Origin of the sequence: Mesorhizobium sp. M1403, assembly GCF_040317695.1 — a bacterium.
Taxonomy (GTDB): domain Bacteria; phylum Pseudomonadota; class Alphaproteobacteria; order Rhizobiales; family Rhizobiaceae; genus Mesorhizobium.
Genome location: NZ_JAMYKY010000035.1, coordinates 20,079 through 40,492, shown reverse-complemented (window position 1 = coordinate 40,492; position 20,414 = coordinate 20,079). Strand labels below are relative to the sequence as shown.

Below are 20,414 nucleotides of genomic sequence, written 5' to 3'. Positions count from 1 at the left end.
TTTTGTGACCGGCAAATGCGCCTTCAACAAGCGGCCTTCGGAGACCGTGCTTACGCAATAGCCGGGCCAAGTGCCGATCTCCCCCACAAGGGGGGAGATCGGATGTCGCCTCGGCTCTCGCCAATCCCTAAGACGAAAAACTTGGACTTCTCCTCAATCACGAAGCGGTGATGCTGTAACGAACCGTGCGTCGGCGGCGAAGTGTGGACATGGAACCGCACAAGAGGACAGCGATGACCGGATCGAAACGCAGCACGGCCCTTGTCGGGCTCTCCCTAGCATTTTTTTCGGCGACTTTGTTTTCGGCAATCGGGTTTTCGGCAACCAGCGTGGCTGCCGGCCAGACGCTGACCGTCGTCGAGTTGTTCACCAGCCAGGGCTGTTCGTCCTGTCCGCCGGCCAACGCCAATCTGATCAAGGTCAAGGACCAGCCCGGCGTGCTGGCGCTGTCCTTCAACGTCACCTACTGGGACTATCTCGGCTGGAAGGACACATTCGGCAAAGAAGAATTCACGCAGCGCCAGGTCAGTTACGAGCCGTCGCTCGGCCGTTCCGGCCCGTTCACGCCGCAAGTGGTGGTCAACGGCAAGGCCGATGCGGTCGGCGCCAGGCCGGGCGAGATCGAGCAGCTGATTTCGAGTGGCGGCCACGGTGACGGACCTTCGTTGTCGCTCGCCGGCGGGAAGGTCAGCATTGGCGCCGGTCCGGTGCCCGGCGGCAGGGCCGATGTCTGGCTGGTGCGTTACGACAAGGGCGTCGTCGAGGTGCCGGTGGCGCGCGGCGAAAACACCGGGCGCACGCTGCCGCACGCCAATGTCGTGCATTCGCTGACCAGGCTGGGCAGTTGGACCGGCGACGCCACCGCGCTGCCGTTGCCGGCCGCTGCAAGCGGCCTCAGCACCGCGGTGCTGGTCCAGGTGCCGGGCGCGGGCCGATCCTCGGTGCCGCTGCGAATTAGAACCCGTTCCGAATTTGCGCAACGCCGCAGCGGCGCCGCCGCATGCGATCAACCCTGCCATAACCCAAGGAGACCACCATGACCAATCACCTGACCCTGGCGGCACTCGCCCTCGCACTTTGCTCGACGGCGCTGTTTGCCGGAGGCGCGGCGCGGGCCGAAGATGCGATGAAGCCGGCGAACGCCATGGCGACAAACGCCATGAAGCCGGCAACCGATGCCATGAAGCCGGCCGGCGCCATGGCGCCTGATGCAATGGCCACAACTGCGATGAAGGCGGGCGATCCGATGAAGGCCGACTGCATGGACAAGGCCGCCGCCGAGACGGACGCCATGAAGAAGGCAGAGGCGACCAAGGCCTGCGATGCCATGGCTCCGGCCAAATAGGCGATGCGCACAGCAATGTGAGAGCCCGGCGGATCTATCCGTCGTATAATCCACACCAGCATCATGGGAGATCAGACATGACCGGAGCCCTGAAACGATCGTCGATTTTCGCAAAAGCAGCACTTGCCGCGCTCATCCTCACGGCTGCTGCTGCCGTGTTCTGGCAGACACCGGCAGTCTCGGCCGAAGACGCGGTGGTGATCCCGCCGCCGGCAATGGACGAGAAGGCCACCGCCGGGACCGAAAAGGCGGTCTTCGCCGGCGGCTGCTTCTGGGGCGTCCAAGGCGTGTTCCAGCACGTCAACGGCGTAACCAGCGCGGTCTCCGGCTATGCGGGCGGCGACAAGGACACGGCCGTCTATGAAATGGTCGGCACCAGCCGGACAGGCCACGCCGAATCCGTCGAGATCACCTACGAGCCATCCAAAGTCAGCTATGGCCAGCTGCTGCAGGTGTATTTCTCGGTGGCGCACAATCCGACGCAGCTGAACTACCAGGGGCCGGACAGCGGCACCCAGTACCGCTCGACGATTTTTGCCGAAAACGACACGCAGAAAAAGATCGCCGAAAGCTACATCGCCCAGCTCGACAGGGCCAAGGTGTTTGCAAAGCCGATCGTGACGACGCTGGAGACCGGCAAGACCTTCTATCCGGCCGAGGACTATCACCAGGACTTCCTGACGCTCAACCCGACCTATCCCTATATCGTCTACAATGATCTTCCCAAGGTCGAGAATCTGAAGCGGCTGTTCCCCAACCTCTACAGCGAAAAGCCGGTGCTGGTGCTGGCCGCCAACAAGAGCTGAGCTTTTGGGGCCTGCCTAAACTGGAAGCGTCGGCGGGACAGCGCCCCCCTCTGGCCTGCCGGCCATCTCCCCCACTTGGGGGGAGATTGGATGTCCCCGGCTTTCGCCAACCACCGATGTTGGAGGGAGGGAGCCGGCGCCGACGCTGCAATCTCGCTCCTTGTGGGGGAGATGGCCGGCAGGCCAGAGGGGGGCGCGAAGGATCGCCGACGCCTCTGCGCAAACGACCTAAACCCCCTTTTTCCAGGGCAGGCTCCAGCGCACTTTCTCCAGCGTCGCCTTTGCCTCGGCCGAGTCCGGGTCGGGCTCTGTCTCACGATAATGCGCCGAGCCCTCAGGCGGGTAGGCAAGTGTGTTGTTGAACGCGAATTTGTCGATCTGGCTGAAGTCGGGGAAAGGCAGGTTTTCCGTCTCGCGCCAATCGCTGACCCTTTTCTCCGCGGCGATGCGTTTTTCGTCGTCGATCGGAAGGTCGGTGGCTCTGTATTCCAGCGATGAGGGGAAGGCGAACTGCGCGCCGGCATCATCCATGATGTTGATCATGGACAACAGGATGTCCTCGCGGATGGCTTGGAACTCGGCCACGTCGGCGGTTTTGACGTAGGTGAACACGTCGATGTCGAGCGAATAGGCGCCGAAGCCGGCAAAGCGCACGCGGCACGGCTCGTCGACGACGCGCGGATGGGCGATCAGCAGCTTGCGCAGCTCGGCCAGGACGTAGCGCAGCTGATCGGGCGTGGTCTCGTAGCGCAGCTGCAGCGTCGTCGCGAACCGGGTGCGGTCGCGATGCGCGTAGTTCTCGATCTGCATGCCGGCGAAATCCGAATTCGGCACCGAGATGATCGTGCGGTCGAGCGACCGGATGCGTGTCGAGCGCATGCCGATATGCTCGATCGTGCCGGACTGGTCGCCGAACTTGCAGAAGTCGCCGACGCTGACCGGCCGATCGGCATAGAGCGTCAGGCCGGAGAGGAAGTTCTGCAGCGTCGGCTGCGCCGCCAGCGCCACCGCCAGGCCACCGATGCCGAGACCGGCAATGACGCCTTCATAAGGGATGGCGAGCACTTCGGCCAACAGCAGGAAGGCGACGACCAGCACGGCGACGCGCGCGACGCCGGTGGACAGCGAAATCAGCGTGTCGTGATAGCCGGGCACTTGCCACAGCCCGCGATAGTGTTCGGCGACCTTGCCGATCAGGTGCCAGACCACCGGCACGGCGCCGATCACGATCAGGCTCCAGGCGATTGCCTTGACCGGGGCGGCGACCACTTGCGGCAGGCCGAGCGGGCGCGGCGTCAACAGCAGGAAGAAGCCAAGCACGATCGAGCGCACCGCCCATTCGACGATGCGGAAGAAGGCCGAGCTGTCCGTCCTTCGCACAAACAAGGAAATCAGCGCATTGGCGATGAAGCCGAAGACGATGCCGGCCACTGCGGCAAGGCCGAGCATCCACCACTGCCAGTGCTCCATCGGTCCGGCGCGGGTGAGCAGGCCGGGGCTGATCTCGCGGGCGAGGCCACGGGCGATGAAGAACGGGTCGGTGCTGGCGAAGGCAGCGAACTCCGGCGCCACCGGCACGTCTTCCACGTCGGCGTAGAGCGCGCGGATGTGGGCGAGCGTCTCGGGCGTGAACTGCCAGATCTTGCCCTTCTCGGTCTCGACAGGGCCGATGACGATGTTGCCGGCGGGATGCTCGAAATAGATGAAGGGGGTGTTGCTCTTCGGGTCGTCGGGGATCTCCTGCCAGTAGACATAGCCGATGCGGTCGATGACCTTTTTGAGATAGCGCTCGAGCAGGAACGCCTCGTCGCCGCGCACCGCCTGACTGTAGTTGCGCAGGTCGAGCGCCGCCTGTGCCGGATCGCCGGCCTCGGTGAGGCCGCTCAACAGTACCTTGAACGTATCGCGTGGCGAGGCGAGCCTGCTCGGATCGTCCACCATGTCGACGGCTTCGCCACGCGCTTCCTGGAATTCGGCGAGCTTGGCCTGAAGCTGGCCAAGTGGCGGCCCGACGATAAACCACTCCCCATTCTTGCGGCGAAAGGTGAGATCGAAGGAAACCCTGGTGCCATATTGCGGGAGCGTCGCCGTCACCTCGTCGCCGGCAATCGTATCATGCGGCAGGCTCCACAGGCGGAACGTCGCGTTGTCGATGACGGTGAACAGGAGCTTGGTGTAATCGGGCATGTTGAGGCCGCCGCGGTCGGCCTCGGTGACGTCGACGAGGCCCGCTGCCAGACCGGCAAGACCCATGCCGCCGCCGGTCGCGCGCGGCACGTTGTCGGCGCCGCTCTCGTTCATCGTCTGCAGGAACGAGCGCATGGTGCTCATCGGGCTCGACTGGTCGACACGGACGTCCTCGACGGCGCTGACGCGCACGCCTGTCCACCATTCGGCGGTGGCGACATCGAAACGGCCCATGAAGCTTTCGCCGTCAGGCGACTGGACGAAGGTGAAGGCGCCCTGGCGGTCGCCTTCGAACCAGTGGCCGACAAGCTTGTCGCCTTCGGCCTTCGCCTCGATACGGCCGCTGTAAAGCGGGTAGACGCCCTTTACGTCGGCGCCGGTCTGCTCGAACTTGATCTGGGCGCCGCCGCCGCGCCATTTCGTGTCCCACACGCCGGTCCAGCTGGCCGCGTCCTGCGCATGCGCCTGCGGCATGGCCGGCAGCAGGCCTGCAAGCGCGAGTGCGCCGACCAGCGCGACCGTCCGGATCAGCATCAGCAACAGCCGATCCTGTCTCGCCGCAAAAAAGGGGGTCATTCTGTTGCCCTTCTTCTGCCGGCGATTCTGCTGGGCCGGCCAGAGAGGGTTATTCCGCTTGAAGATGAATATTCTGTTTCGGCCGGCGCCGGCGAAGCCGGTCAGTCATAGGTCAGATCCGTCGCCTTGCCGCCGAACACGCGGTAGGCAAAGAACGAATAGAAGATGATGATCGGCAGCACGACGACTGTCCCGACCAGGATGACGGCCAGGCTTTCGGGTGCCGAAGCAGCCTGCCAGATGGTCAGCCGGTCGGGCACGACGAAGGGGTAGAACGACCAGGCGAGCCCGGCAAAGCCAAGCGTGAAGATCGCGGCCAATGTGAGGAACGGGAGCAGCGCGTGGCGATCGTCGGGCTTCGGCAGATGAAAGGTCTGGCGCCACAGCCACAGGAACAGCACTGCCGACAGGATCGGCAACGGCGACAAATAGAGCATGGCCGGCCAGACGAACCATTTGTCGAAGATGCGCGCGCTGGCAAAGGGCGTGGCCAGTGATACTGCAACCATGCCGAGCGCGGTCAGCACCAGTGCCGTGCGCAGCCACAGCACCGCTTTCTTCTGCAAGTCGCCTTCCGTCTTGTAGATGACCCAGGCCGCGCCCATCGCCGCGTAGGCGGCGGCAAGGCAGAGCGCCACCAGCGCCCCGAAAGCCATGCCGCCAGGGCCGACGTCGAGGCCGAGCACATAGACGCCGAGCATATAGCCCTGCGCCAGCGACGCGATGACCGAACCGAGGAAGAAGATGCGGTTCCAGCGGTGCTTCCTGCCGGCCGGCACCTTGGCGCGGAAATCGAAGGCGACGCCGCGCAGGATCAAGCCGACCAGCAGCACGAAAACCGGAATGTAGAGCGCGGTCAGGATGGTGCCGTGCGCCAATGGGAAGGCGACCAGCAGCAGGCCGACCGCCAGCACCAGCCAGGTCTCGTTGGCGTCCCAGAACGGGCCGATGGCGGCGATCATCGTATCCTGTTCGGTGTCTTCGGCTGCCGCGAACAGGATGCCGATGCCGAGATCGAAGCCGTCGAGGATGACGTAGATCAGGATGGCTAGGCCCATCAGGCCGGCGAAGATCAGAGGTAACAGGGTCGGCCAGTCGAAGCTCATGATGTTTCTCCCGGTTGCGCAACCGGCTGCGACAGCGGCCTGTTCATGACGCCCGGCAGCGGCGAGGTGTCACCATCCTTCGCCGCCTTCAATGCCAGATGCACCAACACGCCGAGATAGGCGATCAGCAGCAGCACGTAGAGGATGAGATAGACCGCGAGCGACAGCGCGACATGGCTGCCGGCGACCGGGCCGACAGCATCGGCGGTACGCAGCACGCCGGTGACCAGCCAGGGCTGGCGGCCGATCTCGGTGGTGTACCAGCCGGCCAGCGTCGCCAGCCAGCCGGACAGCGCCATCGGCACCATGACCAGCGCCAGCGGCTTAGGCAGGCTGTGGCGGCGCTTGAGGAAGAAGGCCGCCGACCAGGAGACGGCGAGCATCAACAGGCCGGTGCCGACCATGATGCGAAAGCCCCAGAACACCGGAAACACCGGAGGATGGTTGCCGGCATAATCGTTCAGCCCCGGTACGATGCCGCCGGCGCTGTGCCTGAGGATGAGGCTGGCGCCGTCGGGAATGGTGAGCTCGAACCTGTTCTCCTTGGCCGCTTCGTCGGGAAGCGCAAACAGCACCAGCGGCACGTTGGGACCGGTGTTCCAGTTGGCCTCCATGGCGGCGATCTTCTGCGGCTGATGTTCAAGCGTGTTGAGGCCGTGCTGGTCGCCGGCAAAGATCTGGATCGGGATCAGGATCGCGGCGGCGAAGACACCGGTGCGCAGCGCCTTCCACATCGATTCCGAGCGATCGCCGTAGAGATAGCGCAGCGCCGACAGGCCAGCGATCAGGAACGAGACGGTCAGCCCCGAAGCAAGCAGCATATGAACGAGCCGGTAGGGCATGGACGGATTGAAGACAACGGCCCACCAGTCGGTGGCGTGCGCAACACCATCGCGAATTTCGAAGCCGGCCGGCGTCTGCATCCACGAATTGAGGGCGATGATCCAGAAGGCGGACAGAGTGGTGCCGCCGGCTACCAGCACCGTCGCCAGCGTGTGGACGCGGTTTGAGACGCGGCGGAAGCCGAACAGCATGATGCCGAGGAACGCCGCCTCGAGGAAAAAGGCCGTCAGGATCTCGTAAGCCAGCAGCGGGCCGGCGATGTTGCCGACCGTCTCCATATAGCCCGGCCAGTTGGTGCCGAACTGAAAACTCATGGTGACGCCGGAAACCACGCCCATGGCGAAGGACAGCGCGAATACCTTAACCCAGGTGAAATAAGCGCGCATCCAGGCGGAGTCGCCTGTCGCGTTGTAGCGGAGCTTGAAGAACAGCAGCACCCAGCCGAGCGCGATGGTGATCGCCGGGAACAGGATGTGGAACGAGATGTTCGCGCCGAACTGTATGCGCGACAGGATGAGCGGGTCCATGGCGGCTCCAGCTGCTGCTTGTTTGTACAAGGATAGGCTTCATGCGCCGGGCGGTCAAAGCGGCGTCCCGCCGCGAGGCGGAACGCCGCAGTGCCGGTTAATCTGCTTTTGCGTGGAATTTTGCTGGACGACCAGGCGGGTGTTGCCTATTCCGGCGAACCTCGATGTCCAGAACTGTCAGGAGCGCCATTGACATCCGGATTTGCGCACCGACATTCAGCGGATTAAATCAACAACTCTGTTTCAAGCAGCCGTTTTCAGCCATGCAGCCGATCATCTCGATTTCCGGGGTCACGAAGACCTACGCCACCGGCTTCAAGGCGTTGAAGGAGATCAATCTCGATATCGTGCGCGGCGAGATATTTGCGCTGCTGGGGCCGAACGGCGCCGGCAAGACGACGCTGATCTCGATCGTCTGCGGCATCGTCAACCGCTCGTCGGGCACCGTCACGGTCGACGGCCATGACATCAACCGCGACTACCGCGCTGCGCGCGGCCTGATCGGGCTGGTGCCGCAGGAACTGACCATCGATGCCTTCGAGAGCGTGTGGGCGACGGTCAATTACAGCCGCGGCCTGTTCGGCAAGCCGGCGGACAAGGCGTTCGTCGAAAAAGTGCTGCGCGACCTGTCGCTCTGGGACAAGAAGGACGCCAAGGCGATCACGCTGTCCGGCGGCATGAAACGCCGGCTGATGATCGCCAAGGCGTTGTCGCACGAGCCGCGAATCCTGTTCCTCGACGAACCGACCGCCGGCGTCGATGTCGAGCTGCGCCAGGACATGTGGGCGATGGTGCGCCGGCTGCGCGAAGACGGCGTCACCATCATCCTGACCACGCACTACATCGAAGAAGCCGAGGCGATGGCCGATCGCGTCGGCGTCATCAACCGCGGCGAGATCGTGCTGGTCGAGGACAAGGCCGAGCTGATGCGCAAGCTTGGCCGCAAACGGCTTGTGCTGGAACTGCGCAGCCCGTTGGCCACCGTTCCCGATGCTTTTTCGCACTACGCGTTGGAGCTTTCGCCCGATGGCGGGCAGCTGACCTATACCTATGACAACCAGAGCGAACGGCCGGGCGTCGCCTCGCTGATCCGCGAGCTCGAGGCGGCCGGCATCCAGTTCCGCGACATCGATACGGAAAACAGCTCGCTCGAGGAGATCTTCGTCAATCTGGTGAGGAAACAGGCATGAACCCGCGCGCGGCCATGAACCTTCATGCGGTATGGGCGATCTATCGGGTGGAGATGGCGCGCGCCCTTCGCACTGTGCTGCAGAGCATCGTTTCGCCGGTCATTTCGACGTCGCTCTATTTCGTAGTCTTCGGCTCGGCCATCGGCTCGCGCATCACCGAGATCGACGGCATCAGCTACGGCGCCTTCATCGTGCCGGGGCTGATCATGCTGTCGCTGCTGACGCAGTCGATCTCCAACGCCTCCTTCGCCATCTACTTTCCGAAATTCGTCGGCTCGATCTACGAATTGCTGTCGGCGCCGGTGTCCTATCTGGAGATCGTCATTGCCTATGTCGGAGGTGCGGCGACAAAGTCGATCGTGCTTGGCCTGATCATTTTGGCGACGGCCTCGCTGTTCGTGCCGCTGACGATCGAGCATCCGTTCTGGATGCTCGCTTTCCTGGTGCTGACGGCCGTGACCTTCAGCCTGTTCGGCTTCATCATCGGCATCTGGGCAAGAAGCTTCGAGCAGCTGCAGCTGGTGCCGCTGCTGATCATCACACCGCTGACCTTCCTCGGCGGCAGCTTCTATTCGATCAACATGCTGCCCGGCATCTGGCGCACGGTGACGCTGTTCAACCCGGTGGTCTACCTGGTTAGCGGCTTCCGCTGGAGCTTCTACGGCAAATCCGACGTTTCGGTCGGCGTCAGCCTCGGCATGACGGTGGTCTTCCTGCTTGTCTGCATAGCGATCGTCGCCTGGATCTTCAGAACCGGCTACCGGCTGCGCAACTGATCGATTGGCCTTGCCAGGCAAAGCAGCCTTATCGATCAACGGAAACAGCACTGAGTGCAGCCCCTGCGACGATAGCCCCTTGACCTTCATGTTTTGTTATATATCATGTTATGATTTATCGCGAGGCGGATTGGCCTATGGAAGACGTCATACGATCGCTTGGCTTCCTGTGCCTGGGCAGCAGGATGAAGCGTATAGGCGAGCAACTGCAAGCGGAGGCGCAGCGCCTTCTCGACCGGCTGGATGTTCCGGTTCAGGCGAGCCAGTACCCACTGCTGGCCGCGCTCGACAGGCTAGGCCCCCTGCCTGTCGGGGAACTGGCGCAATCCCTTGGCATCGCGCAGCCAGGCGTAACGCGAAGCGTCTCGCTTCTCACCGAGTTGGGATTGCTCGAGGTCAGTCCGTCGATCGATGACCAGCGGCGCAGGGTCGTCTCCCTCACCAGGGACGGCCGGCGGCTGGTCGATGTCGCAAAGCGCGAGGTCTGGTCGCGCATCGAGAACGCCGTCGCGGATCTGTGCGCGGATCTTTCGGGGCCGCTTCTCGATCAGTTGGCCGCCATCGAGGACGGCCTCGCCGCGGCTCCTCTCGACCGTCGTGCACCAAAACCGAGAGATGCCGTGCAATGAAACACCTGCTTGACCGCCCGATCTGGAGCGCGCTTCAGACGCGACATCAGGCCTTCGCGCAAGGTGGCAACCTCGCCAGGCGATATCGGCCGTCGATTGTTCCTTTCGCCGCCACTGGCGCGGACGACGCGGAAAGCCTGCGGGCACTTGAAAAGCTTGTCTCCCCAGGCGAGAGTGTGATCCTGCTTCAAGCGGACGCCATTGCTCTGCCCACGGGGCTTTCCGCGACGTCGACCGCAGCCGGGGTTCAGATGATTGCCGAGCAGCCGTTGCAGATCGTCTCCGACCAGCGCGTGCAACGTCTGACGCGAGACGACGCCGCTGAGATGCTGGCTCTGGCGTTGGTCACCAAGCCTGGCCCATTCACGCTCGAAGCCTTGAGCCTGGGCGATTTTTGGGGTGTGAAAATCGAGGGCAGACTTGCGGCGATGGCCGGCGAGCGCATGAAGCAACCTGGCTATACCGAACTCAGCGGGGTGTGCTCACATCCGGAATTTCGCGGCGGTGGCCTGGGCAAGCTGTTGTCAATATTCGTGGCAAACCGGATAGTGGCACGCGGCGAAGTTCCCTATCTCCACGCCTATGCCAGCAACGCCACGGCCATTAGATTGTACGAGTCCATTGGCTTCAGGTTGCGAAGCACAATGAATGTGGCCGTGGTTCAGCGCACCGAATGATTCGTCGGCGCATAATGCGTAGCATGGATGCATCCCGCATCGGGAAAGGAAGGATTTCGTATCGCCGAAATCCTTCCTTGAGACTGCAAGACCTTGCTGCGTGTCAGACCGCGATCTTGCCACCACCTTGCCTGGTGATGGCAACGACCGCCGGCCGCACCGGCATGTCCGGCTTGAAGTCGGGCCAGCGGGTCGACAAATCCTCATAGTAGGACGGACGGCCGAAAGCCTCCCAGTCCTCGCCACCGTCGCCTGGATGCTGGACGGCAACGAAAGCGGTCTGGTCGTCCGGCGCAAACAGGGGACCACACATTTCGGCGCCGATCGGCACGCGGAAGAACAGTTTTGAGGTCGCCCGCGCCGGCCCTTCCGTATCGACCGCCCACAGACCGTCGGTGCGGCCAGTGGCCTTCGGACCCTGACCGTCGGTGGCGACCCAGAGGCGGCCGGTCGAATCAACCGCGCAATTGTCCGGCATGCCGAACCAGCCATTGGCCGTGGTTGCGGTCGAGAAGGTGGCGCCGACTGCCGCAACCGAGGGATCACCGCATTTCAAGAGCACCTCCCACTTGCCCTTGGTGGCGGCAAAATCGCCGCCGTCCTCGACGATCTCGATGATGTGGCCAAAGGCATTTTCGGCACGCGGGTTGGCGGCGTCGACCTGATCGGCCTTGCGCTTCGAATTGTTGGTCAGCATGACATAGACCTTGCCGTTGGCGGCATTGGGCTGGATGTCTTCAGGGCGGTCCATCTTGGTGGCGCCGAGCAGGTCGGCGGCGCGGCGCGTCTCGATCAGCACGTCGGCCTGGCTGGCAAAGCCGTTCTCCGCCGTCAGCGGTCCTTGGCCGAAGACGATCGGCAGCCATTCGACCGAACCGTCCTCGGCGAACTTGGCGACATGCAAGGTGCCGTCGTCGAGCAAATCCATATTGGCGGCGCGGTCGTCCGGATTGAACTTGCCTGTGGTGACGAACTTATAGACATAGTCGAAGCGCTCGTCGTCGCCGAGGTAGAAGACGACACGGCCATCCTTGGCGACGATCGATTCGGCGCCCTCATGCTTGAAGCGGCCCATTGCGGTGCGCTTCTTCGGCACCGAAGTCGGATCCTGGACGTCGACCTCGACGATCCAGCCAAAGCGGTTCGGCTCGTTCGGCTCCTTGCCGATGTCGAAACGGTCGTAATGCGCTGCCCATTCATAAGCACCTTCGGGAATGCCGAGGCGCTTGTAATTGGCGGCTTCCTTGTGGCCTTGCGGCAGCTCGCCCGAGAAATAGCCGTGGATGTTCTCCTCGGCCATGACATAGGTGCCCCACGGCGTGACGCCGCCGGCGCAGTTGTTGACGGTGCCGACAACTTTCGTGCCGCTCGGGTCGGCGCTGGTCTTGACTCGGTCATGGCCGGCGACGGGGCCGGACAGCGCGATCTCGGTGTTGGAGGTGATGCGGCGGTTGAGCTTGCCGTCGCGAACGACCTGCCATTTGCCGGCTTCCTTGCGGATCTCGACAATGGTGCCGCCATGCGCCGTCATCTCGACGTCGACTTGTTCCTTGCTGAGAGGCGCCTGCTTGGCTTTGCCATCGACGATGGTGACGAGGCCCGGAAACATCAGGTGCGGATTGGTGTATTCGTGGTTGACGACCAGCAGGCCGTGCTCGGCCGAGCCGTCGATCGGGATATAACCGACATAGTCATTGTTGTAGCCGAATTGTCTGGCCTGGGCTTCCGCCGACTGTTTTGTCGGATCGAATTCCGGCGAATCGGCGAACAGCGGATCGCCCCAGCGCAGCAGCACGTCGGCGTCATAGCCGGGTGCGACGTGATGCTTGTCGTCGATGCCGGCCTCGAGCTCGTCGAAAGCGAAGGCGGAGCCTTCGGCGGCGCGGGCGTTGTCGGCGGTGATCAGCGCCAGCGGGCTGACGGTAGCGGCTATGGCCGAGACGGCAAGCGAGCCCTTGAGGAAGCCGCGGCGCGAGAACCGCGCGGCGATGATCTCACCCATGGTGCGGTTGTCGCTGGGATTGGCTCCTGGCCCATCGTTTTCCTCGAGCAGGCTGGTGCGGAAATGGGCGTCAGGGGTGCGATGTTCGGTCATAGGGGCCTGCCTCTGGCTGGATGGATTGCTGGAGCGTGTTGCCTGGCCAATCCGGTATCGCCGGCAGGTCACAGTTTGATGACATGCCGGCTAATTGCCACCTGCGATTTCGTATCCAACATCGGCCCGCTTGACCGCGACCGGCGCTTCGGAAACAAGAGCTGCGGCAGGCGCGTAAGGACCGCATCGGGAGGAGCAAAAAGTGAGTTTCTGGGGACTTGGGCAGCTCTGCATTTCGACAGTGATCTTCCTGCTGGCGGCGACGGCGGCGAAGCAATGGGGACTGGCGCCGAGCCTCGGCAAGATCGTGCTGACGTTAGCGCTCTATTCGCTCGGCAATCTGATCATGCTGAGGCTGATCCGAGAATTCGGCATGTCGGTGTCGTTCAGCCTGTCAGCGGTGATCCAGCTGGTGTCGGTGAATGTGGTGGCGCTGGTCTTCTTCGGCGAGCGCGTCAATGCCTTACAGGCAACCGGCATCGTGCTTGCTATCGCAGCTGTGGCGCTGATCACGCTCGGGCCCTATCTGCAAAGGCTGTAACTGCGATCGGGCCGATGAAGAAGACCGCAAGCAGACTGCGCAACTGGCTGGAGTTCCCGGTTCTGCTGGCCGGGCTGATCATTGCCGGCGGGCTGTGGGGGTTCGAGGAGCTAATGGAGATGGCGCGGGCCACTACGCCGCATGCCTTCGATACCGAAATCCTGCTTGCCTTCCGCAAGGCCGGCCAACCCGACAATCCGATCGGACCGGCGTGGCTGGAAGGAGCGATGCGCGACATCACCAGCCTCGGCAGCGCCAGCGTGTTGGTGCTGATCACGGCAGCAATGATCGTCTATCTGCTCCTCATCCGCAGGCCAGGCGCGGCGCTTCTCATGTTCATCGCGGTAGCGGGCGGCCAGGTCCTGTCAAGCGTGCTCAAGTTCGATATAGATCGGCCGCGCCCCGATCTGGTCTCGCATCTCGCCGACGTGGCATCACTTTCGTTTCCGAGCGGCCACGCCATGCTGTCGGCGGTGACATATTTGACGCTGGGCAGCATGGCGGCGCGGTTTTTGCCCGGGCGGACAACGAAGATCTATGTGCTCGGTCTGGCGGTGCTGACGACGGTGGTGGTCGGCATCAGCCGCATCTATCTCGGCGTCCACTGGCCCTCCGACGTATTGGCCGGCTGGTGCGCCGGCTTTGCCTGGGCGATGCTGTGCTGGCTTGCGGCCCGGTTCCTGCAGCGATGGCTCGGGCGGGCCGGCGGCACCTGACTCATGTCAGTCGATTTGCGGTCAAATCAGCCTGTTGATCAGGCCATGACCCGCAGCCTGCCAGCAGGAAAACCATCGACAGCAAGGCTGTCGAGGTCGCCAACGCATTGAATATCTTCACCTGCTCATCCTTTTTGAGTCGTTGCCTGTGAAATCGGGATCGCAATGGATGTCCCGCCAAACGATGCCGAAATTGTAGCATGCTAGCGCATCGGCTGGCAAAGAGTGCTGCATGTTTCACATATGCAAGATGATGCTTGAACCATCATAATGAAGGTATTACACGTGATATCGCAGACTCAGACGGGCGTTATGGCCGATGATCACTGCCGCGCAGATGCGTGCCGCGAGGGCGCTGGCCGGCATCGATCAGAAGACGCTCGCCGAGCGCGCCGGGGTTTCGCTTCCAACCATTCAGCGCATGGAAGCGAGCGACGGCGTGGTCCGGGGCGTGGTCGATACGCTGATGAAGGTCATCCAGGCCCTTGAAGAGGCCGGGGTCGAGCTGATCGGCGACAACCAGGCGAGCGAGCGTGGCGGCAGGGGCGTTCGCCTCAAGCCTGTCACGCCGCAGAACCCGCAAGGCTGACGGTACTGCCGCATCGCCGAAAATCGAAATCGATTTTCGGATAGTCCAATGCGCGGTTCAAAAGTGTTGGAGCGTACCTGTGCGTCGATTTGGACGCACGCCGCTCCAAGTCGCGACGGCGACCGCCGACAGTCCTGCCGACGATCCCGCCGCCTCCTTGGTTTCATGGGGAAGGCACTCGATGGATCAGACCCGGCGGGCAGTGCATCAACCGGCACGGCCGACATTTTCCGAACTGTTCACGCCGAAGCTGGTGACGGTGCTGCGCGAGGGCTATACGCTCGCGCACTTCAAGGCGGATGCCATCGCCGGGCTGACTGTCGCCATCGTGGCGCTGCCGCTGTCGATGGCAATTGCCATTGCTTCAGGCGTGACGCCGGAGCGCGGGCTCTACACCTCGATCATTGGCGGCTTCCTGGTCTCGGCGCTTGGCGGCAGCCGTTTCCAGATCGGCGGCCCGGCCGGCGCCTTCATTGTGCTGGTGGCTGCGACGGTGGCGCGAATTGGCGTCGACGGCTTGCTGCTGGCGACGATGATGGCCGGCCTGTTCCTGCTTGCCATCGGCTATCTCGGGCTTGGCACCTACATCAAGTTCATCCCCTATCCGGTGACCGTCGGCTTCACCGCCGGCATCGCCGTCATCATCTTCTCCGGCCAGATCGTCGAACTCTTCGGGCTGAAGCTCGCCGGCAAGGAACCGGGGCCGCTGGTGCCCAAGCTGATGGCCATCGGCGAGGCGGCCGGAACGATCAACCTCGCCGCAACCGCGGTGGCGGCACTGACCATCATCACCATTGCGCTGTTGAAGCGGTTTCGGCCGAAGTGGCCGGCCATGCTGATTGCCATCGGGCTGGCATCACTCGTCGTGGCATTGCTCGCCATGCCGGCCGAAACGATCGGCACGCGCTTCGGCGGCATCCCGCGCAGCCTGCAATGGCCGGCCTTCCCGCCGCTCAGCCTCGACAGGATAATCGACGTGCTGCCGGACGCCATCGCCTTTGCGCTGCTCGGGGCGATCGAATCGCTGCTGTCGGCCGTCGTCGCTGACGGCATGACCGGAAGGCGGCATCGCTCCAATTGCGAGTTGGTGGCGCAGGGCTTCGCCAATATCGCCTCCGCCTTGTTCGGCGGTATCTGCACCACCGGCACCATTGCCCGCACCGCGACCAATGTACGGGCCGGCGCGCATGGACCGGTCTCAGGCATGATGCACTCGGCCATCCTGCTTGCCCTGATGCTGGTGGCGGCACCGCTGGCCAGCTATATCCCGCTTGCGGCACTTGCCGGCGTGCTGGCGGTGGTGTGCTGGAACATGTTCGAGAAACAGGCCTTCGCCACCTTGCTGCGCGCCTCGCGCGGCGATGCGCTGGTACTGCTGGCGACGTTCCTGATCGTCATCTTCCGCGACCTGACCGAAGGCATCGTCGTCGGTTTTGCGCTGGGCTCGATGCTGTTCATCGACCGCATGGCCAAGAGCATCGCGGTGGAGGCGGACCATCAATCCTTGGTCCAGGAAGACGTTGCCGACCGCGCCAGCGCTTATGATTCCAGCGAGGCGAGCGATGCCGATACCGTCGTCTACCGGATATCGGGCGCCTTTTTCTTCGGCGCCGCCTCGACCGTCGGCACGGTGCTGGACCGCATCGCCGACCAGCGCAGGAACTTCATCCTCGACTGTTCGGCGGTGCCGTTCTTCGATTCGACGGCGGCCAATGTTATTGAGGGCGCGGCCCACAAGGCCAAGCGCGCCGGCGTTCGCTTCATTATCTCAGGCGCTTCACCGCAGACACGCCGCATGCTGATCAACCACGGCGTCAAGCGGCCGCTGGTGACTTATGCCGCCTCGATCACGGATGCGCGGGCGCAGCTGAAGAAAGCCGCGCCCGCCGCCTGAGCCGATGGCTGGCTTAGTCGAGGCCTAATGCCGCGATCTCTCCGTCGTTCATCAGCGGCACGAAGATTGTCGACTTGCCGTCGGTGCCGATGTCGGCGCTGCCCGGCTTGAACGTCGCAACCGCTTGCGGCGTGCCGCCGGCTTTGTAGCTGTAGAGCGTGCCGGTCATATACGCGGTGGCGTAAACGCTGCCGCCGATGGCGACGACGCCATCGAGGTTAGCGAACTTTTCTGCGCCGGGCAGTGACGCAATTGCCTTGGTGGCGAGATCGACCGAGAGCAGGCCGCCCGGCTCCGCGGTGCTGAAATCGGGCTTGATGCCCTTGCCCCACGAAGCGACGATCAGCCGGCCGCCATCGGCGAAGATGCCATTCGGCGAAGCAAGCGCCGCATCCCTGACGAACAGTTCGGGCCGGTCGCCGTCGATGCGATAGATCGTATCGGCAAGCATATCAGTGACGTAGACCTTGCCGGACGCGTCGGCGGTCACGTCGTTGAGGAAGACCGCGTTCGGCACGTCGATCGTCGATGTTAGCTTGCCGCTTGCGAGATCGACGACGCGCACATGGGTGAGGTCGGCGACGTAGAGTTTGCCGTCGGCAATCGCCATGCCCTTGGGCGCGTCCATGCCGTCGGTCCAATGTTGCGTAACCATCTTGCCGTCCACAGACAGGACCGACAGGTATCCATTGCCGTCGGCGTCGCCGGGATTGCCAACGATATTGGAGATGATGATGCGTTTGCCGGCGGCATCGAACAGCGCCGATTCCGGTTGCTCAAGCCCGGTAGCGCGCCAGAGTTCGGCCGCCTGAACTGCCGGCGCGGCGGCGATGCCGACCAGGGCGAGAAGTATCGAGGTGAAGAGGCTCTTCATGGCTAGTCTCCTGTAATGGAATGGGGGAGAGCTAGGCCTTTCGATACTTTTCGGGAAGATGTATCGGGACTAGTACCGAAGGCTGATACCAAATCGCGTAAAAGAGGTGCATCCCATGAACGGCCCGATCTTCGAAGCGCTGAAGCGGACGCTTAAGGCCAAGGGCGTGACCTACCGTGTCCTTGCCGAGCGGATGGGCGTTTCCGAGCCGACGGTGAAGCGCATCTTCCATGAGCGCAACTGCAAGCTCGACCGGCTGATCGAGATCTGCGATGCCGCCGGCGTGGAGTTGGAGAACGTGCTCGGCTCGATGAACAGGGGACCGGGACCTGCCAACCGGATCGCGCCGGAGATCGAGCGCAGGCTCGCCGGGCGGCCGGCACTGCTGTTCGTCTTCGTCATGCTTTCCGAGAAATTCACGCCCGAAGGCATCATGCGCTCACAAGGGTTGAGCGAGGCTTCGATGTTCCTCTATCTGCGCGACCTCGAGGAACTCGGCCTGATCGCACTCGGTGGCGGCCTGTCGGCAAGGCTGCTGGTCGAGGCGCCGATCCAGTGGAATTTCGACGGGCCATTGCGGCCGCTGTTCGAGATGACCAACAAGAATTTCATCGGCTGGGCCATCACCCATCTTGAGCGCGAGGCGACATTCGTCAGCTTCTCCAGGCGGATGCGGCCGGAAACGGCGGAAATGGTCAGGCGCGAGGCGGAGGAATTGGCGGAGCGCGCCAAATTGCTTGCTCATCACGACCAGCACACGACGCCCGAAGACGGGCTGGTCGGCTACAAATGGACGTTTGCGTTCGGCGCAACGCCGTTCCCGGTGATCATGCCGATCGGGCCACATCCGCGCGACGCAGGCGCGCGGACGGACAATCGAGTTGCGGCCGCCGCAAACGGACGACGTCTGCCGGCCTAGGTCAAATCACGGAACGACTGAGGTCGGATTCTTGGGTTTAGGCTGCTGTCCTCCACAGACGCCTTGTAAGCCGCGAAGACTAGGCAGGCGCGCCGAAAACTAGGCAAGCGGCGCCTAGAAATTGGGTGACCGTACCGATGTGCATGGACATCGGCTTGCGTAGGGTGAGCCTGTGATTATCCAGGCTGCTTTGCAGTCCGGGGCCGGCGTCAGGAGGTGCGCACGGGACACCGGCCAGTAATTTATGCATCGCTTCGCAGGTTACGGGAGCACGTCGCGAAGCCGTCGCATTCGTTGACCGCAATGCAAACCTGAACGCTCTTTCGTGGCGTTGTTTCTTCATCACGGCGGTGTCTCCCAAATTGATGGCGCTGCCGATCAAGGAGGTCGTGACCATGAGCGCGCTCTTAAGGGCATGCTTGCCTTGCGTCCTAAGCGTGATCCTGGCGGCGACACTTGCCGCGTCCGCGGACGAGCCGGAGCTTAGAGGACCCAATGCCGATCCAGGCTCAGGATTGCCGCCGTTGGTCCTGCCTTATATCGAATTGCTCAGCGCACCCGGTGTAGTAGCATCAGCGACGCTTGCCGCGCCCGCGGGCGACTCGGAGCTTATAGGACCCGATCCCGCCCGGCCCGGCATCCAATTGCCCGGCGCACCTGGTGCTCTTGCTCCCATGAAAGATGTCTGACCGCTCGCAGCCGGCCGCGCTAATGGCAATAGCGGTATGGCTTTCGTCTGAACTCGGCCTTCCGTCGATCGAAGAGCCCCCGGCGGTAAGCTTCGTACCTGCGCGCAGGATGGCAGGTTTGCGGTTTCGCGACGTGGCGGCGGATCGCTGGAACAGCAGCCCCAATTTTGCCCGTCCGGACAATGTTGGCAAGCAGCCCACTGTTATTGCTATCTACGATGACGAAGCACGGACTATCTTCTTGCCGGAGGGCTGGACAGGCGGCACCCCGGCGGAGCTGTCGGTACTTGTGCATGAGTTGGTCCATCACGTCCAAACCGTGGCCGGGCTGAAGTTTGCATGCGCGGAAGAACGCGAGAAGGCGGCCTTTGAGGCGCAAGAGCGGTGGCTTGCCTTGTTCGGCAGCGACCTTCTGAAGGAATTTGAGCTCGATCCTTTCACGCTGTTGGTTCGCACGAACTGCCTGTATTGATGCTGAAGCCGCTTCGGGGGCAGCCAGTCTGACTGAGCTTCTTACCCCAGAGTATCGGCCGCAAAACCGGTTCTCGGAGGGCCCCATGCTCAAACCACAAGATCGAGCGGCTATCCGGCGGTCTTCGTCTCCGGAGCGGCCGCGACCGCCTTGTCATCCCAGACCATCTGCCGGTAGTCGAAGCCGTATTCCAGCGTCGGCTTGACGATGCGGAAATAGGGCGACAGGTCGAAGTCGCGCGGCGTGTAGAGCGAGTGATGGCGGATGTGCAGGATTTCCTTGCGCGAATAGCTCGACTGGGCCGAGGCACGGCCGGGCGCGCGGGTAATCTCCGGCAGGATCGGGTAGCGGATCCGGCCATAGGCCTCGGCAATCAGCGAAGAGCAGATGGCGCGCGTCGGGTCGCCGGAACCGAAAGCCAGCATGCGGCGGCGCCAGCGCACCGGCACCGGCGGCGTCGGCAAGAAGTAGCGCAGCATGTCGAATATGTTCTTGAGATCGTATCTGAGACCCAGCCTGCCGATCATGAAGGCGACGACCGCTTCGCGATCGTCGGGAGCCAGGCCGCTCGCCCGGCAGATGCGGGTGTTGTAGCTGCGGTAGCGGGACAGCGGCACGGCGATGCAGCCATCGCCGAGCGTGACCTCGATCAGGCGCCGCCGCTCCGACCCGTCCTCGGGCTCCGGCAATGCATCGCCGACATAGAAGGCGGCATGCGACCAGGTCGACTGGGTGAGGTATTTGATCGCCGCCGAGATCTTCTGGTTGCCTTCGATGAGCAGGATGTCGCCCGGCTCGAGCGTGCGGCGCAGCGTTTCGGCGTCCGACGGCGTGTAAGGCTCGTAGCCGGACGATTCCTCCTGCAGCCGGCCGGCAAGCCAGCGGCCAAGTCGGTCCAGAAGCGTGTCGCCGGGCTCGGTCATGCCAGACGGCGATTACCACAGGGCGGCAAATTAGACCATG

Annotated in this window: 19 protein-coding genes; 13 read left to right on the top strand and 6 right to left on the bottom strand. The window is 63.2% G+C overall.

Going from position 1 to position 20,414, the window contains the following annotated elements; all coding sequences use genetic code 11:
* Positions 1 to 233 precede the first annotated feature (233 nt).
* The 3 genes from NKH01_RS31545 (at position 234) to msrA (ending at position 2,151) form a co-directional block, all read left to right on the top strand.
* Positions 234 to 1,040 carry a DUF1223 domain-containing protein gene (locus tag NKH01_RS31545; protein WP_502912703.1) on the top strand — a complete coding sequence of 269 codons (807 nt, stop codon included), beginning with the start codon at positions 234 to 236 and terminating at the stop codon, positions 1,038 to 1,040.
* The gene (locus NKH01_RS31540; protein ID WP_352848301.1) at positions 1,037 to 1,345 is read left to right on the top strand and encodes a hypothetical protein; all 309 of its coding nucleotides are present in this window, start codon (positions 1,037 to 1,039) and stop codon (positions 1,343 to 1,345) included. The genes NKH01_RS31545 and NKH01_RS31540 overlap by 4 nt, the downstream gene beginning before the upstream one ends.
* A 77-nt stretch (positions 1,346 to 1,422) precedes the next feature.
* Positions 1,423 to 2,151, top strand: a complete 729-nt coding sequence (gene msrA / locus NKH01_RS31535) for a peptide-methionine (S)-S-oxide reductase MsrA (RefSeq protein WP_353006080.1) — start codon at positions 1,423 to 1,425, stop codon at positions 2,149 to 2,151.
* A 228-nt stretch (positions 2,152 to 2,379) separates the two neighbouring features.
* On the opposite strand, the gene NKH01_RS31530 is transcribed toward msrA, so the two are convergent.
* From NKH01_RS31530 to NKH01_RS31520, 3 genes are all read right to left on the bottom strand, one after another.
* Positions 2,380 to 4,914 (bottom strand): mechanosensitive ion channel family protein, encoded by a 2,535-nt coding sequence (locus NKH01_RS31530; protein WP_353024198.1) that lies wholly within the window; start codon positions 4,912 to 4,914, stop codon positions 2,380 to 2,382.
* A gap of 101 nt (positions 4,915 to 5,015) precedes the next feature.
* On the bottom strand, positions 5,016 to 6,020 hold the full coding sequence (locus NKH01_RS31525; RefSeq protein ID WP_352481386.1) for a cytochrome d ubiquinol oxidase subunit II: 1,005 nt from the start codon (positions 6,018 to 6,020) through the stop codon (positions 5,016 to 5,018).
* The gene (locus tag NKH01_RS31520) at positions 6,017 to 7,390 is read right to left on the bottom strand and encodes a cytochrome ubiquinol oxidase subunit I (protein ID WP_353024196.1); all 1,374 of its coding nucleotides are present in this window, start codon (positions 7,388 to 7,390) and stop codon (positions 6,017 to 6,019) included. The genes NKH01_RS31525 and NKH01_RS31520 overlap by 4 nt, the downstream gene beginning before the upstream one ends.
* Positions 7,391 to 7,653: 263 nt before the next feature.
* Here NKH01_RS31520 and NKH01_RS31515 point away from each other — a divergent pair, with 263 nt between their 5' ends.
* From NKH01_RS31515 to NKH01_RS31500, 4 genes are all read left to right on the top strand, one after another.
* Positions 7,654 to 8,580, top strand: coding sequence for an ABC transporter ATP-binding protein (locus NKH01_RS31515; protein ID WP_023718883.1), 927 nt, complete (start codon positions 7,654 to 7,656; stop codon positions 8,578 to 8,580).
* Positions 8,581 to 8,594: 14 nt separating this feature from the next.
* Positions 8,595 to 9,356 carry an ABC transporter permease gene (locus tag NKH01_RS31510; protein ID WP_023718882.1) on the top strand — a complete coding sequence of 254 codons (762 nt, stop codon included), beginning with the start codon at positions 8,595 to 8,597 and terminating at the stop codon, positions 9,354 to 9,356.
* A 137-nt stretch (positions 9,357 to 9,493) separates the two neighbouring features.
* Positions 9,494 to 9,985 (top strand): MarR family winged helix-turn-helix transcriptional regulator, encoded by a 492-nt coding sequence (locus tag NKH01_RS31505; RefSeq protein WP_353024193.1) that lies wholly within the window; start codon positions 9,494 to 9,496, stop codon positions 9,983 to 9,985.
* A complete protein-coding gene (locus tag NKH01_RS31500; protein ID WP_023718880.1) occupies positions 9,982 to 10,662 on the top strand; it encodes a GNAT family N-acetyltransferase in 681 nt (226 codons plus the stop codon). Before NKH01_RS31505 ends, NKH01_RS31500 begins: the two co-directional genes overlap by 4 nt.
* 103 nt (positions 10,663 to 10,765) lie before the next feature.
* Here the strand turns inward: NKH01_RS31500 and NKH01_RS31495 are convergent, their stop codons facing one another.
* Positions 10,766 to 12,757, bottom strand: a complete 1,992-nt coding sequence (locus NKH01_RS31495) for a PhoX family protein (RefSeq protein WP_353024191.1) — start codon at positions 12,755 to 12,757, stop codon at positions 10,766 to 10,768.
* Positions 12,758 to 12,959: 202 nt separating this feature from the next.
* On the opposite strand from NKH01_RS31495, the gene NKH01_RS31490 reads away from it, so the two are divergent.
* The 4 genes from NKH01_RS31490 (at position 12,960) to NKH01_RS31475 (ending at position 16,497) form a co-directional block, all read left to right on the top strand.
* Positions 12,960 to 13,298 (top strand): hypothetical protein, encoded by a 339-nt coding sequence (locus NKH01_RS31490; protein WP_352918696.1) that lies wholly within the window; start codon positions 12,960 to 12,962, stop codon positions 13,296 to 13,298.
* A 14-nt stretch (positions 13,299 to 13,312) separates the two neighbouring features.
* The gene (locus NKH01_RS31485) at positions 13,313 to 14,014 is read left to right on the top strand and encodes a phosphatase PAP2 family protein (protein WP_023718877.1); all 702 of its coding nucleotides are present in this window, start codon (positions 13,313 to 13,315) and stop codon (positions 14,012 to 14,014) included.
* A gap of 319 nt (positions 14,015 to 14,333) precedes the next feature.
* On the top strand, positions 14,334 to 14,603 hold the full coding sequence (locus NKH01_RS31480; protein ID WP_023718875.1) for a helix-turn-helix domain-containing protein: 270 nt from the start codon (positions 14,334 to 14,336) through the stop codon (positions 14,601 to 14,603).
* Positions 14,604 to 14,784: 181 nt separating this feature from the next.
* Positions 14,785 to 16,497, top strand: a complete 1,713-nt coding sequence (locus NKH01_RS31475) for a SulP family inorganic anion transporter (RefSeq protein ID WP_352939222.1) — start codon at positions 14,785 to 14,787, stop codon at positions 16,495 to 16,497.
* A gap of 13 nt (positions 16,498 to 16,510) precedes the next feature.
* On the opposite strand, the gene NKH01_RS31470 is transcribed toward NKH01_RS31475, so the two are convergent.
* Positions 16,511 to 17,371, bottom strand: coding sequence for an SMP-30/gluconolactonase/LRE family protein (locus tag NKH01_RS31470; protein ID WP_352851348.1), 861 nt, complete (start codon positions 17,369 to 17,371; stop codon positions 16,511 to 16,513).
* 115 nt (positions 17,372 to 17,486) lie between these two features.
* Between NKH01_RS31470 and NKH01_RS31465 the strand changes: the two genes are divergently transcribed.
* On the top strand, positions 17,487 to 18,290 hold the full coding sequence (locus NKH01_RS31465; protein WP_352851346.1) for a helix-turn-helix domain-containing protein: 804 nt from the start codon (positions 17,487 to 17,489) through the stop codon (positions 18,288 to 18,290).
* 681 nt (positions 18,291 to 18,971) lie between these two features.
* Entirely contained in the window at positions 18,972 to 19,451 is a 480-nt protein-coding gene (locus NKH01_RS31460) for a DUF6647 family protein (protein WP_502912702.1), read from the top strand.
* Positions 19,452 to 19,561: 110 nt separating this feature from the next.
* Here NKH01_RS31460 and NKH01_RS31455 read toward each other — a convergent pair whose 3' ends face one another.
* Positions 19,562 to 20,374 carry a C40 family peptidase gene (locus NKH01_RS31455; protein ID WP_352789088.1) on the bottom strand — a complete coding sequence of 271 codons (813 nt, stop codon included), beginning with the start codon at positions 20,372 to 20,374 and terminating at the stop codon, positions 19,562 to 19,564.
* Positions 20,375 to 20,414: the final 40 nt, after the last annotated feature.

What these genes read in the sequence shown, in the direction of transcription:
- NKH01_RS31545 (WP_502912703.1), top strand. Translation starts at nt 234, where the DNA reads ATGACCGGATCGAAACGCAGCACGGCCCTTGTCGGGCTCTCCCTAGCA.
- NKH01_RS31540 (WP_352848301.1), top strand. Translation starts at nt 1,037, where the DNA reads ATGACCAATCACCTGACCCTGGCGGCACTCGCCCTCGCACTTTGCTCG.
- msrA (WP_353006080.1), top strand. Translation starts at nt 1,423, where the DNA reads ATGACCGGAGCCCTGAAACGATCGTCGATTTTCGCAAAAGCAGCACTT.
- NKH01_RS31530 (WP_353024198.1), bottom strand. Translation starts at nt 4,914, where the DNA reads ATGACCCCCTTTTTTGCGGCGAGACAGGATCGGCTGTTGCTGATGCTG.
- NKH01_RS31525 (WP_352481386.1), bottom strand. Translation starts at nt 6,020, where the DNA reads ATGAGCTTCGACTGGCCGACCCTGTTACCTCTGATCTTCGCCGGCCTG.
- NKH01_RS31520 (WP_353024196.1), bottom strand. Translation starts at nt 7,390, where the DNA reads ATGGACCCGCTCATCCTGTCGCGCATACAGTTCGGCGCGAACATCTCG.
- NKH01_RS31515 (WP_023718883.1), top strand. Translation starts at nt 7,654, where the DNA reads ATGCAGCCGATCATCTCGATTTCCGGGGTCACGAAGACCTACGCCACC.
- NKH01_RS31510 (WP_023718882.1), top strand. Translation starts at nt 8,595, where the DNA reads ATGAACCTTCATGCGGTATGGGCGATCTATCGGGTGGAGATGGCGCGC.
- NKH01_RS31505 (WP_353024193.1), top strand. Translation starts at nt 9,494, where the DNA reads ATGGAAGACGTCATACGATCGCTTGGCTTCCTGTGCCTGGGCAGCAGG.
- NKH01_RS31500 (WP_023718880.1), top strand. Translation starts at nt 9,982, where the DNA reads ATGAAACACCTGCTTGACCGCCCGATCTGGAGCGCGCTTCAGACGCGA.
- NKH01_RS31495 (WP_353024191.1), bottom strand. Translation starts at nt 12,757, where the DNA reads ATGACCGAACATCGCACCCCTGACGCCCATTTCCGCACCAGCCTGCTC.
- NKH01_RS31485 (WP_023718877.1), top strand. Translation starts at nt 13,313, where the DNA reads ATGAAGAAGACCGCAAGCAGACTGCGCAACTGGCTGGAGTTCCCGGTT.
- NKH01_RS31480 (WP_023718875.1), top strand. Translation starts at nt 14,334, where the DNA reads ATGATCACTGCCGCGCAGATGCGTGCCGCGAGGGCGCTGGCCGGCATC.
- NKH01_RS31475 (WP_352939222.1), top strand. Translation starts at nt 14,785, where the DNA reads ATGGATCAGACCCGGCGGGCAGTGCATCAACCGGCACGGCCGACATTT.
- NKH01_RS31470 (WP_352851348.1), bottom strand. Translation starts at nt 17,371, where the DNA reads ATGAAGAGCCTCTTCACCTCGATACTTCTCGCCCTGGTCGGCATCGCC.
- NKH01_RS31465 (WP_352851346.1), top strand. Translation starts at nt 17,487, where the DNA reads ATGAACGGCCCGATCTTCGAAGCGCTGAAGCGGACGCTTAAGGCCAAG.
- NKH01_RS31460 (WP_502912702.1), top strand. Translation starts at nt 18,972, where the DNA reads ATGTCTGACCGCTCGCAGCCGGCCGCGCTAATGGCAATAGCGGTATGG.
- NKH01_RS31455 (WP_352789088.1), bottom strand. Translation starts at nt 20,374, where the DNA reads ATGACCGAGCCCGGCGACACGCTTCTGGACCGACTTGGCCGCTGGCTT.